Origin of the sequence: Brachybacterium phenoliresistens (assembly GCF_039530785.1) — a bacterium.
GTDB classification, from domain to species: Bacteria; Actinomycetota; Actinomycetes; order Actinomycetales; family Dermabacteraceae; genus Brachybacterium; species Brachybacterium phenoliresistens.
This window is the reverse complement of the sequence record NZ_BAAAOW010000011.1, coordinates 1-12,913: the sequence shown is the minus strand read 5'-3', so window position 1 is coordinate 12,913 and position 12,913 is coordinate 1. Positions and strand designations below refer to the sequence as shown.

Below are 12,913 nucleotides of genomic sequence, written 5' to 3'. Positions count from 1 at the left end.
GCCATGACCGCAGCCACCGCCCCCTCCGCCTCCCCGGCCTCGCCCGGCCTCGCCCCGCGCTCCGGATCCCGCCGCCGTCGGGGACGCGCCGCCGCGCACACCGCCCTCGGCATCCTGTTCGTCGCGATCATGCTGTTCCCCGTCTACTGGATGGTCAACGCCTCCCTGGCCCCCGGCGGCAACAGCCTGAACACGACCGTGCTGCCGCTGCGCCCCGACCTCGGCGGCTACACGCGGGCGCTCGCCGACCAGGGCCCCAACCTCGTCACCTCGCTGATCGTCGCCATCGGCGCCGCAATCCTGTCCCTCGTGCTCGCCGCGCCCTGCGCCTACGCGCTGGCCCAGTTCCGGATCAAGGGCACCGGCGTGCTGCTGTTCCTCATCCTGGTCAGCCAGATGGTCCCCGGGATCGTCATCGCCAACGCGCTGTACACGGCGTACACCCCGCTGGGGCTCATCAACACCATCCCCGGCCTGATCCTGGCCGATGCCACCGCCGGCGTCCCCTTCGCCATCCTCATCATGCGCGCGTACCTGGAGACCTTCCCGACCTCCATCGTCGAGGCGGCGCGGGTGGACGGCTGCGGGCACGTGCGGGCCTTCTGGTCGATCGTCCTGCCCGTCAGCCGCAACTCCCTGATCACCGCCGGGATCTTCTCCTTCCTGTTCGCCTGGAGCGACTTCCTCATGGCGCTGACCCTCACCACGGGGGAGAGCATCCGCCCCGTCACCCTGGGGCTGTACACCTACATCGGCACCAACGACACCGACTGGAGCGCCGTCATGGCCACCGCCGTGCTGTCCTCGCTGCCGGCCGTCGTCCTCATGATCGCCGCGCAGCGCTACATCGCCGCCGGCGCCACGGGAGGCGCCGTGAAGTAGCCTTCCGGCGCCGGCGCCTGCTCGCGCCCCACCCGCCTCACCCCGCCTGCCGCACCACCGCGCACCGTCACCACCGCGCACCGTCACCACCCCTCCGAGAGGACCCCTCCCATGACCCATCCTGCGACCCCGCTCCGCGTCACCGTCTGGGGCGAGAACCGCCATGAGCAGCGCGACGAGCGCGTGCGAGCCCACTACCCCGAGGGCATGCACGCGGCGATCCGCGACGGCATCGTCGAGAACCTCGGCGACGCCGTGACCACCCGCTTCGCCCTGCTGGACGATCCCGAGCACGGCCTGAGCGAGGAGGTCCTCGCGCAGACCGACGTGCTCACCTGGTGGGGCCACATGGCCCACGACGAGGTCTCCGACGAGGTCGCCGAGCGCGTCCAGCGCCACGTCCTGGCCGGCATGGGCCTGGTCGTCCTGCACTCCGGGCACTGGTCCAAGCCCTTCGTGCGCCTCATGGGCACCACCTGCACCCTGCGCTGGCGCAACGAGTCCGACCGCGAGCTGGTGTGGACGGTGAACCCCTCCCACCCCATCGCCGAGGGCGTGCCGCACCCCATCGTCATCCCCGAGCAGGAGATGTACGGCGAGCACTTCGACATCCCGGTGCCCGACGAGCTGGTGTTCGTCTCCTCCTTCAGCGGCGGCGAGATCTTCCGCTCGGGCTGCACCTTCCGCCGCGGCAAGGGCAAGATCTTCTACTTCAGCCCCGGCGACCAGGACTACCCCGTCTACCAGCACACGGACGTGCGCCGCGTGATCGCCAACGGCGTGCAGTGGGCGCGCCCGGCCGTCGCCGACCGCGAGGTCCCCTTCCTGGACCGCTACCCCACCGACTGGTTCCTCACCGGTGAGGGCGGCCAGGGCGTGGGCGACGCCGAGGCCGCGGGGAAGGACGCATGAGCGCCCCCGAGCCGCAGACCGTCCCGCCGGCGGAGCAGGGCGCCGAGCCGCTGCCCGTCGTGGTCGTCGGCGCCGGCGGCATGGGCCGCGCCTGGATCGGCACCGTGCTGCGGTCCGATGCGGTGCGCCTGGTCGGCGTGGTCGACATCGTCCCCGGCGCCGCCGAGCGCGCCGTCGCCGAGACGGTGCCGCCGCAGCGGCGCGAGGGCGTCGTCGCCGGCACCGCCCTGGCGCAGGTCGTCGAGGCCTCCGGCGCGCGCGCCGTCGTCGACGTGACCATCCCCGCCGCCCACCACCCCGTGACGACCGAGGCCCTGCACGCGGGCCTGCCGGTGCTCGGCGAGAAGCCCTGCGCGGCGACCCTCGCCGAGGCGCTGTCCCTGGCCGGCCACGCCGAGACGACCGGGACGCTGTTCATGGTCTCCCAGTCGCGGCGCCACAACCCGCACCTGCGCGAGGCGCGGCGCCTGGCCGAGGAGCTGGGCGGCGCCGGCGTGGTCACCACCCACTTCTCGCGGGCGCCCCGCTTCGGCGGCTTCCGCGAGGAGATGGCCCACCCGCTGATCGTCGACATGGCCATCCATGCCTTCGACGCCGGCCGCGTGCTCATCGACGCCGACCCGGTGAGCGTCGACGCGGTCAGCGCGAACCCGCCGTGGAGCTGGTACGACGGCGACGCCGTGGCGACGGTGACCATCCGCTACGCCTCGGGCGCGACGCACACCTACACCGGCTCCTGGTGCTCCCCCGGGGAGGAGACCAGCTGGAACGGCCGATGGTCGCTCAGCTGCCCCCGCGGCACCGTGGCCTGGGACGGGGACACCGTGCCCTCGGCGACGGGCGAGGACGGGCAGCAGCTGCCGGGCCGCGCGCCGGGCGCCGAGGAGCTGTGGGAGCTGGACGCGTCCCTGGACGCCTTCGCCCGCGCGGTGCGCGAGGGCACCACGCCCGAATCCGAGGTCCACGCGAACATCTGGACGCAGGCCATCGTCGAGGCGGCCGTGCGCTCGGCCGATGCGGGCCGCCGCGTCACCCTCGACGAGGTCCTCGACGAGGCGCTCGCCGAGGCGAAGGCCCTCGACGCCGCCGGGGGATGGAGCTCCGCGCTCACGACGTGGGAAAATGGCGCGTCCGGCCTGAGCAGGGTGCGCTGATGCGGCCCGTCGGCGCGGGCCGCTGAGCCAGAGGGGACGGAAGCCGTGCGCAGGAAGCAGCCCACCAGCCAGGACGTCGCGCGCCTGGCCGGGGTCTCGCAGAGCACCGTCAGCTATGTGCTGACCGGCTCCCGTCCCATCTCCGCCGCCACCCGCGCCCGGGTGGAGGACGCCATCGAGAAGCTCGGCTACCACCCCAACTCCGGCGCCCGCTCCCTGCGCTCGCGCCGCAGCGGGGTCATCGGCCTGATGATCCCGCAGGCCCGGGTGGGCCGCTCCGAGGCTGTCACCTTCATCGAGGCGATCAGCCACGAGGCGCGCCGCCACGGCTACGACATCCTGCTGGTCACCGCCCAGGAGGGCGCCGCCGGGATCCATCGCGTGGTCCGCACCGGCGTGTGCGAGGCGCTGATCCTCATGGAGCTGGACCGCCGTGACGAGCGCGTGGCCGCGGTGCTGGACTCCGGCCTGCCGGTGGTGCTGATCGGCATCCCGGAGCAGCTCGACGGGATCTGCGCCGTCGACCTCGACTTCGAGCGCCTGGGGAGGATGGTCGTGGACCGTGCCCTCGGCGAGGGCTGCGCGCGGCTGCTCCTGTTCGGCGGCATGACCGCGCGCCTGCACCGCAACGAGGTCTCCCGCTTCCTCGACGGCGTCCAGGCGCAGGTCGAGGAGTCGGCGGCCCGCGAGCCCGGGCGCCGGCTCGAGATCGTCCACGACGCCGCACCGATCCCCGAGGTGCTGGACCGCGCCCGCACCCTCACCCCCGCCGGCTCCCGCACCGCCGTCTTCGGGCTGGGCCATGCGCCGGAGCTGCTGTTCTCCGCGGCCGCCTCCGGCGCGCTCACGGACCCCGCCCTGTCCCTGATCGCCCTGACCGGCGAGGAGCTCGGGGAGGTCAGCCCCCTGCTCGCGGACGTGCCCCGCATCGACCCGCGCCGCGTCGAGGTCAGCGAGATCGCCGTGCGCGAGCTCGTGCGCCTGCTGCGCACCCCGGGCGCCACGCCCCGCGTGCAGCTCGTCGAGCCCGCCTGGGCCGCCCCGCCCTCCGCGGACGCCGCCCCGCTCACCGCGGGCGCCGCCCCGGCCACCGCGGACGCCGACACGCCCTCCGCGGACGCCGCGCCGCCCGCTCCCTCCGCCCCGCCTGCCCCCTCAGGAACCGAGGTCCCATGACCCCCGCCCCCGCGACCGGCGGAGCTCTGCTGCGCCGCGCCCTGCGCCGACGCCTCGGGCTCGTGGTCCCCGGCCTGCTGCTCATGGCGGCCTGGCAGATCTGCGAGGCGCTCGTGCCGATCTCCATCGGCCTGATCATCGATCACGCCGTCGTCCCGCGGGACCGCGGGGCGCTGGCGATCTCGGTGCTGGGGCTGCTGGCCCTGTTCGCGGTGCTGTCCTTCGGGTACCGCTGGGGCGCTCGGCGCATGAACACCGCCCTGCAGCGCGAGGCGCACGACCTGCGCGTCGAGGTGGCCCGCCACGCCCTGCTCACCCGCGGGGCTCTCGAGGGCCGCCGCCCCGGGGCGGTGCTGTCGCTGTCCTCGGCCGATGCCGACGTCGCCGCCACCGTGTTCCGGCAGATCGGCGTGGGCGGCGCCTCCCTGATCGGTATCCTCGGCGCCTCCGCCTACCTGCTGTGGGCGGACCCGCTGGTGGGGCTGGTCGTGATCGCCGGCGTGCCGCTGACCCTCGCGATCATCGCCGGTCCCTCCCGTCTCATCTCCCGCCGCAGCGGCGACCAGCAGCGCGCCGTCGCCGAGGCCAGCGCCGTCGCCGGGGACACCATGGCCGGCCTGCGCATCCTGCGCGCCATCGGCGGCGAGGCCTGGGCATCGGCCCGCTACCGCCGGGCATCGGCCGATGCGGCCCGCGCCGGGGTGCGCACCGCCGACGTCTCCGGCCGGGTGGCCGGCCTCGGGGCCGTCGCCGTCGGCCTGATCCTCGCGGGCGTCGTCGTGGTCGCCGGATGGCGGGTCAGCACCGGCGACCTCAGCGTCGGCCAGCTCGTCTCGGTGATCGGCGTCGCGGTGTTCTTCGCCGAGCCGATCCAGACCCTCACCGCCACCATGGCGGTGCTCGCCCGCTCCCACGGCGCCGCCGGCACCATCGCCGAGTTCCTCATCGCCGGCCACGACGAGGCCACCGGGGGCGCCCGGCCCCAGGGGGCCGATGTGCGCATCGACGGCCTCGCCCTGGGGCCCGGCCAGCACCTTGACCTGCAGGTCAGGGACGGGTCGCTGTGCGTGATCGACGTGGCCGACCCGGCCGCCGCCGCCCGCCTCGGCGCGGCGCTCGGCGGGGGAGAGGGCGCGGACCGCATCCGGATCGGCGGGGCGTCACGGGCCGCCGCGCCCCGTCCCCTCGCCGGCTGCCTCATCCTCGCCCCGCACGCCGCGGACCTCTTCGCCGGCACCATCCGCTCCAACATCACGATGCTCCACGACCCCGCCGCGCCGGTCGATGAGGACGTCCTCGCCGCCAGCGCGAGCGACGAGGTGCTCGGCGTGGTCACCGGCGGCCTGGACCACGAGGTGCGCGAGGCGGGCAGCAACCTCTCCGGCGGGCAGCGCCAGCGCATCGCCCTGGCCCGAGCCCTGCACGCCGACCCCGACGTGATCGTGCTGGAGGACCCCACCAGCGCCGTGGACTCCGTGACCGAATGGAGCATCGCCCGCGGCACCGCCCGCCACCGCCGCGGCCGCACCACGGTCGTGATCACCAGCTCCCCGGCGTTCCGCGCCCTCGCCGACCAGGTCGTGGAGATCCCGGCCAGCGACGCCGCGCCCGGTGGCACCGCCGCGGCCGGAGGAGCCGGGGCCGCGGTGCCGGGGGAGGGCCCCGGACGGGACGAGGGCGCCGGCCGCGCCGACGAGGACGACCGCGCCCTGGCCGAGGAGTGCGCCCGATGAGCGCGACCACCGCCGCAGCGGAGACCGCCGCGCGGATCCTGCCCACGGCGGGCCGCCGCCGCGTCCTCGCCGCGATCCGCCCCCTGCTGGCTCGGCGCCTCGGCCTGCTGCTGCTGATCGCCGTCGCCGGGCTGGTCACCGCGCTGACCGGGCTGGTCGGGCCGTGGATCGTGGGAGATCTCGTCGACGAGCTCGGCGCGGGCTCCGGCCTGCGGCCCGTCGTGACCGGCGCCGCCTGGATCCTCGGGGCCGGGATCCTCGGCGCCGTGGGGACGTGGCTGGGCCGATGGTGGATGGGCGCGCTCGCCGAGCCCGCCGTCGCCGCCCTGCGCGAGGACGTGCTCGACGCGGCCCTGGACGTGGACTCGGCCGTGATCGAGACCGGCGGTCGCGGCGACCTCGTCTCCCGCGTCGCCGAGGACGCCCGCATCGTCTCCGACGCCGCCTCCACCATCCTGCCGATGTTCCTCCAGTCGCTGTTCGTCGTGGTCGTCTCCGCCGCCGGCATGAGCGCCGTCGACTGGCGGCTGGGCCTGGTGGGCCTGATCGCCGTGCCGATGTACGCGTTGACCCTGCACTGGTACCTGCCGCGCTCCGGCCCGATCTACCGCGAGGAGCGGCGGGCCTTCGGCGTCCGGTCCCAGCGGATGCTCGGCGGCATCGGCGGCGCCGCGACGCTGCGCGCCTACGAGGCCGAGCACGTCGAGCTCGAGCGCATCGACGACGCCTCCGCCCGTGCCCGCGACCTGTCCATCGACGTGTTCCGGTTCCTCACCCGCGCGTTCTCCCGCAACAACCGCGCCGAGGCCGTGGTGCTGTCCGCCCTGATCATCACCGGGTTCTGGCTCGTCGACGGCGGCAGCCTGAGCGCCGGAGGCGTGGCGACGGCCGCCCTGCTGTTCCACCGCCTGTTCAACCCCATCGGCGCCCTCGTGGGCATGTTCGACGAGATCCAGTCCGCTGGGGCGTCCCTGGCGCGGATGGTGGGCGTGATCGACCTGCCCGGCTCCGCCGCCGAGCGCGCCCTGGCCGGGGAGGCCCCGCGCGCCGCCGCGCCCGGCGCCCCCGAGGCCGGGCCCGATGCCGCCGGGTCCGATGCCGGCTCCGCGGTCAGGTCGGCGGCGCTCGCCGCCCGGTCTGCGGCCGGCGACGCCCGGTCCGCAGCTGCGCCGGCCGGACTGCTGCTGCGCGGCATCGGCCACTCCTACGAGGAGGGCCGCCCCGTGCTCGCGGGCATCGACCTCGAGATCGCCCCCGGGGAGGTCGTCGCCGTGGTCGGGGCGACCGGCGCCGGGAAGTCGACCCTCGCCCAGATCGTCGCCGGCACCGTCCCCGCCCGCGAAGGCACCTTGCTGCTGGACGGCACGGGGGTGCGGCAGCTGCCGGCGGCAGAGCTGCGGCGCCGGATCTGCATGGTCAGCCAGGAGGTCCACGTCTTCGCCGCCACCCTCGCCGAGAACGTGCGGGTCCCGCGCCCCGAGGCCTCGGACACGGAGGTCGGGGCCGCGCTCGCCGCCGTGGGCGCGGCGCCCTGGGTCGCCGCCCTGCCCGAGGGGACGGCCACCGTGGTCGGCGACGGCGGGCACCGCCTCACCCCGATGCAGGAGCAGATGCTGGCCCTGGCCCGCGTCGCCCTCGCCGACCCGGCCTTCGTCGTCCTGGACGAGGCCACTGCGGAGGCCGGCTCCTCCGGCGCCCGCGACCTCGAACGGGCCGCCGGCGCGGTGCTCGCCGGACGCGGCGGCCTGGTCGTCGCCCACCGGCTGTCCCAGGCCGTCACCGCCGACCGCGTCATCGTCATGGAGCGCGGGCGCATCGCCGAGATCGGCACCCACGAGGAGCTGCGCCACGGGCAGGGCCTGTATGCGCGGCTGTGGGAGGCGTGGACCGCCCGCTGATCCGGTGGTTCCGGCGGGCTGCGGACCCGGTGGTTCCTGCGGGCCGTCGACCCGGTCGTCCCGGCTGGCTGCGGATCCGGCGGTTCTGGTCGGCCACGGATGCGGCGGTTCCGGCCGGCCGCGGACATGGATGGCGGTCTGAGGTCCTCGAGCCAGGCGATTGCCTGGCTCGAGGACCTCAGACCGCCGTTCGTGCACGGCCCGCGTGCACGAGAGGGCGCCCCGACGACACCGACCGGGTCCAGGACGCCTCGGCGGCCCGCGCAGTCGCCCCTCGGCGGCCTGCACGGTCCCCTCGGCGCCGGCGGCACGCCGGGACGCGGGAGCCGGAGGTGCGGCTGAGTCGGTGCGACCGATGCCCTGTGCGGTGGCCGTGCCGGTGCGACCGATACCCGGTGCGGGCGCCGGTACGGCGGCCGTGCTGGAGCGGCCGATGCCGATCACGCCGGCTGCGGCGAGCATGCCCAGCGCCACCAGCGCCAGGGCGGCGCCCGGGGTGGGGGAGCTCTCGTGCAGCACGAGCGTCCCGACCAGCGCGGCGGTGAGGGTCTCGGCGATGGTCAGGCCGGCGACCACGGCCGTCGGAGGCAGGCTCGCGTGGCTGCGCTGCACCAGGACGGCGGCGACGGCGGCCCCCGCGCCCATCAGCGGCAGGGCGAGCAGGGTGTCGGGCCGGGTGATCGTCTCGAGCAGTCCGTCGCGCTGCACCAGGCCGGTGAGGACCTTGAACACGACGGCGATGCCGGCGAAGCCGGTCGCCCCGGCGACCAGGCCGGCCATCGGCAGCAGCTGCGGCCGCCGCGCCGCCGCGGCGCGCCGCCCATGCCCGGAGGCGCCGCCCCGACCGCCTCGACCGACACGCGTGGGACGACCGGTGCGGGCCCGGCGGAGGCGGTCCAGGGCCATCACCAGCAGGCCGGCGCCCAGGACCGTCGCCTGCACGACGAGGACCGCATGTAGCTGACCGTCGAGTTGTGCGGGCAGCGCCGAGCCGGCGTGGGCGGCGATCACCGTGATCACGCCGAGCACCCCGACCAGGCAGGCGAGGTTCGCCGCGATCAGCCGCCGGGTCAGGGCGATGCGCGCGGCGCGGACGCCGATGGCCGTGGAGGCGATCAGCGAGACGACGCTCATCGACTGGACGATGCTCACCGGTGCCAGCGCCAGGGAGGAGATGCTCAGCAGCACGGACGTCCCCAGCAGGGACACCCCGGTGACCCAGCGGGGGCTGCGCAGCAGGGCGCGCCACGACCCGGCCCCGCGGTCGGCGACGGCCCGCGACTGCAGATCGACCCCCACTGCGAGGATGATCGCACTGGTCAGCGCGATGGCGATGCCGAGCGTCGCGCCGCTCATCGGGCGAGCCCTGCCGGGACCGCGGCGGACGCATCGGACGCGGCGGATGCATCAGATGCATCGGAGGCATCAGAAGCATCGAGCCCAGCGGACCCATCGGACGCATCGAGCCCAGCGGGCCCATCGAGCCCAGCGGGCGCATCGGATGCCCCGGGTGCGGCGGCGCGGATCCGCAGCAGGGAGAGCACCAGCAGCGGGGCGCCGAGCGCGATCGCGAGCGGCCCGGAGCCCGCGGCCAGCACCAGACCGACGCCGAGGACGGCCAGAAGCACCGCCTGCGCGGCGCGGGCCGGGGAGTCGGTGGCGGGAGGCATCGGGCGTCGCTCGAGCCCGCCGATCATCGCGGCCACCGCCGCGGTCCCCAGCAGCGCGAGGGCGATCCACAGCGGGCGGCCGATCCACCAGGCGGCGGTGGAGGGGGCGGGCATCTCCAGCCCGGTGCTCGCGGTGAGCAGGGCGCCGGCCGCGGCCATGACCAGCAGAACCGGCAGGTTCCACAGGTAGATCGTCATGGCGCGGGCCGAGACGAACTCCGTGAGCGCGGCGACGCGGGGATGCGCGGCGAGGGCCGTGATCCGCGGGCGCAGCAGCGAGAACGCCGCGACCTGGGCGGTGCCCAGCATCAGGAGCGCCGAGGTCGGCGGGTTGAGGTTCTCGATGAGGTCGGGGGAGAAGATGCCTGCCGCGCAGGCGACGGCCAGCAGCACGAGCGCGCCGATCCCGGCCCCGGCGCGCACGCTGCGCGGCAGGGCGTCGATCCGGCCCTCGGCCAGGTGGAACCCGGCCTGCTGGAGGGCGAGCCAGACGACGGCGAGGTTCAGGTACCCGAACGCCTCGACGCCGCTGGCGACCCGCAGCGCATCCACGAGCACGGCCGCGACGACCAGGGCGGCCAGCGACCGCCGGGGTGCGCGCTCGTGCACCCTGAGCATCGCCGGCAGCAGCGCCTGGCAGGCGAGGAACACGCCCAGGAACCACAGGGGCTGGCCGTAGCGGGCGGCGGCATCGGCCAGGGTCTGCGGCGGGACCCCGTCGCCGGCGCCGAGCAGGGCGAGGACCAGGCCGGCCGTGAGGATCGAGGCCAGCGCCGGCACCAGCAGCCGGTGCACGCGCCCGGCCACGAATCCGGCCGCCGTCGTGCCGCGGCTCGCGCCGCGGCGCCGCGCATGCAGGCCCGCGAAGCCGCCGATCACGAAGAACAGGGGCATGACCTGCAGGAACCAGGTCAGCGGCGGGTACCAGGCGGCGCCGGCCGGGGTGTAGTCGAGGACCGCGCCGGAGGCATCGGCCGTGACGCCCAGCTGCAGGGCGTGCAGCGAGACGATGACGACGATGCACAGGGCGCGGACCAGCTCGATGCCGCGGTCGCGGCCGGTGAGCGGGCGCGGGGCGGGCCGGCGGGACGGGACGGGGCGGCGATGCCGCGGGGACATGCGCCGCAGCGGCGGCGTGGCGGTGACCATGGGGCTCCTCCTCGGGGATGTGCGAGGAGGCTATGGACGCGGTGCCCGGGCGGACATCACCCTGCGGAGCCGCATCGGCCCCGTACCTCAGGGGGAGGGGGCGGCCAGTCCGGTGTCGTAGGCGAAGATGACCGCCTGCACGCGATCGCGCGCCCCGATCTTCGCCAGCAGCTTGCCGACGTGGGTCTTCACGGTCTGCTCGGCGATGAACAGGTCGGCGGCGATCTCCGCGTTGGACATGCCGCGGGCCATCCGCACGAGCACCTCCCGCTCCCGGTCGGTGAGCTGGGCGAGGATCGCGCCGGCGCGGGGCGGCCGCGGCTTCTGCGCGGCGAAGTGCGCGATGACCCGCCCGGTCACGCTCGGGTCCAGCAGCGCGTCCCCCGCCGCGACCAGGCGCACCGCGCGGACCAGCTCCTCCGGTGCGGCGTCCTTGAGCAGGAAGCCGCTGGCCCCGGCCTGCAGCGCCTCGTACACGTAGTCGTCGATGTCGAAGGTGGTGAGCATGATGATCCGCGGGGCGTGCGCGGAGGGCCGATGCGGATCCAGGATCTGCCGCACGGCGGCGATCCCGTCGAGCTCGGGCATCCGCACGTCCATGAGGATCACGTCCGGGCTCAGCCGGGCGGCCGCCGCCACGGCCTCGCGGCCGTCCGCCGCCTGCGCCAGGACCCGGATCCCCTCCTGCGCGTCCAGCAGCGCGGCGAACCCGGCGCGCACCATCCCCTGGTCATCGGCGATCAGCACGCTGATGGTCATGGCCCCTCCTGCACGGTCCCCGTCCCGGGGAGGACCGCCTCGACGCGCCATCCTCCCACGGGCTCCGGGCCCGCCTCGAGGGTGCCGCCCAGCAGCGCGGCGCGCTCGCGCATGCCCCGCAGGCCGTGCCCGGGGCCGGGGGAGGGCGGGGCCGGATGCCCGGGCCGCTCCGGCTGCTCGGGATGCGGCCCTCGGGCCGAGGGGACCTGCCGCCCCGGATCCTGCCGCCGGGGATCCTGCCGCCGGGGATCCTGCCGTCCCGGACGGGGCCCCGGGGCCGATGCCTCGGCTGGGCCGTTGCGGACGTGGAGCCGCAGGGCCGGCCCGCCGGCCGCGACCTCGACGCGGATCAGGGCGCCCGGCGCGTGGCGGACGGCGTTGCTCAGCGCCTCCTGGACGATCCGGTAGGCGGAGATCTGCACCGAGGGCGGCAGGTCGAGGGCCGGCAGGGCCTCGGGCGGCGGCGCCGTCTCCAGCTCGACCTCCGCCCCGGCGCGGCGCAGGCCCTCCACCAGCTGCGGGATGTCGGCGATGCCCTGCTGCGGGGCCAGCTCGGGGCCCTGCTGCTCGGTGCGCAGCACGCCCAGCAGCCGGCGCATCTCGGTGAGGGACCCGCGGGCGGAGGCGGCGATGTCGTCGAACTCGGCGGCCGCCGCATCGGGCAGATCCGGGATGCGGTAGCGCGCCGTGGAGGCCTGCACCTGGATCAGCGACATGCCGTGGGCGACGACGTCATGCAGCTCCCGGGCGATCCTCGCCCGCTCCTCCACCAGGACGCGCCGCTCCTGCTCCGCCGCGGTCAGCTCGCGCTGGCTGCTGAGCTCCCGGCCCAGACGGTTCCGGCCGGCCAGCAGCACGGCGACGAGGTACGCGGCCAGGACCAGGGAGCCCGTCACGATGAGATCGACGCGGGCCACGCCCGGCGCCGCGGCGCCCGGTCGCAGCCACGGGGCGGCCATCGTCCCCGCCGCGCCGATCAGCACCGGCACCAGGGCCGTCCGCCAGCCGTGCTCGAGGCCGAGGACGGCCACCAGGGCGACGGCCGCGATCATCGCGGGCACCGACCACGGCCACGGCCAGGACGTCGCCAGATCGGCCGGGACCAGCAGCGGCAGCGCGAGCGCCGCGACGCCGAACGCGGCGATCGCGAGGCGCGGCCGGATCAGCGCGAGGGGCGCCGCCCCGCACAGCGCCGCCCCGAGGGCGAGGGCCAGCGGCACCGGCACCGCGTAGAGGACGGCGTGCACCGGCACGGCCACCGCGCACAGCACGACCGACGCGGCGAGCAGCACGATCTCCGGCCGGCGGAGGCTCCGTCGGCGCCGCGGCACCGCGGCCGGGGCGCCGTGCGGGTCCGGTGCCGCGGCAGAGGCGGTCGCGGCGGGGTCTTCAGGGTCGGGGGAGTCCACAGCCCGAGGCTACGGAGGTCCGGCACGGCGCGCATCACCCCTCGGGACCGTCCCGCCCCGTACCTGCGAGCCACTCCCGCGCCGCCCTGCCCGCCTCCCGCACCGCCCCGCCCGCCCCCGGCGGACACGGACGGCTGTCCCAGGGCCTCGAGCCAGGCGATTGCCTGGCTC

At 76.0% G+C, this 12,913-nt stretch carries 10 protein-coding genes; 7 read left to right on the top strand and 3 right to left on the bottom strand.

What is annotated here, in order from left to right; all coding sequences use genetic code 11:
- Positions 1-3 precede the first annotated feature (3 nt).
- The 7 genes from ABD234_RS17015 (at position 4) to ABD234_RS16985 (ending at position 8,715) form a co-directional block, all read left to right on the top strand.
- A complete protein-coding gene (locus ABD234_RS17015; protein ID WP_425546804.1) occupies positions 4-882 on the top strand; it encodes a carbohydrate ABC transporter permease in 879 nt (292 codons plus the stop codon).
- Between the two features lie 111 nt (positions 883-993).
- A complete protein-coding gene (locus ABD234_RS17010) occupies positions 994-1,794 on the top strand; it encodes a ThuA domain-containing protein (RefSeq protein ID WP_038374302.1) in 801 nt (266 codons plus the stop codon).
- The gene (locus ABD234_RS17005; RefSeq protein ID WP_344358767.1) at positions 1,791-2,948 is read left to right on the top strand and encodes a Gfo/Idh/MocA family protein; all 1,158 of its coding nucleotides are present in this window, start codon (positions 1,791-1,793) and stop codon (positions 2,946-2,948) included. The genes ABD234_RS17010 and ABD234_RS17005 overlap by 4 nt, the downstream gene beginning before the upstream one ends.
- Positions 2,949-2,993: 45 nt before the next feature.
- On the top strand, positions 2,994-4,124 hold the full coding sequence (locus ABD234_RS17000; RefSeq protein ID WP_344358764.1) for a LacI family DNA-binding transcriptional regulator: 1,131 nt from the start codon (positions 2,994-2,996) through the stop codon (positions 4,122-4,124).
- Entirely contained in the window at positions 4,121-5,857 is a 1,737-nt protein-coding gene (locus ABD234_RS16995; RefSeq protein ID WP_344358761.1) for an ABC transporter transmembrane domain-containing protein, read from the top strand. Before ABD234_RS17000 ends, ABD234_RS16995 begins: the two co-directional genes overlap by 4 nt.
- A complete protein-coding gene (locus ABD234_RS16990; RefSeq protein WP_344358758.1) occupies positions 5,854-7,755 on the top strand; it encodes an ABC transporter ATP-binding protein in 1,902 nt (633 codons plus the stop codon). Before ABD234_RS16995 ends, ABD234_RS16990 begins: the two co-directional genes overlap by 4 nt.
- Before the next feature lie 597 nt (positions 7,756-8,352).
- On the top strand, positions 8,353-8,715 hold the full coding sequence (locus ABD234_RS16985) for a hypothetical protein (protein WP_344358755.1): 363 nt from the start codon (positions 8,353-8,355) through the stop codon (positions 8,713-8,715).
- A 392-nt stretch (positions 8,716-9,107) separates the two neighbouring features.
- On the opposite strand, the gene ABD234_RS16980 is transcribed toward ABD234_RS16985, so the two are convergent.
- The 3 genes from ABD234_RS16980 to ABD234_RS16970 form a co-directional block, all read right to left on the bottom strand.
- A complete protein-coding gene (locus tag ABD234_RS16980; RefSeq protein ID WP_344358752.1) occupies positions 9,108-10,574 on the bottom strand; it encodes an acyltransferase family protein in 1,467 nt (488 codons plus the stop codon).
- 87 nt (positions 10,575-10,661) lie between these two features.
- A complete protein-coding gene (locus tag ABD234_RS16975) occupies positions 10,662-11,333 on the bottom strand; it encodes a response regulator (protein WP_038374296.1) in 672 nt (223 codons plus the stop codon).
- Positions 11,330-12,742 (bottom strand): sensor histidine kinase, encoded by a 1,413-nt coding sequence (locus tag ABD234_RS16970; protein ID WP_344358748.1) that lies wholly within the window; start codon positions 12,740-12,742, stop codon positions 11,330-11,332. Before ABD234_RS16970 ends, ABD234_RS16975 begins: the two co-directional genes overlap by 4 nt.
- Positions 12,743-12,913: the final 171 nt, after the last annotated feature.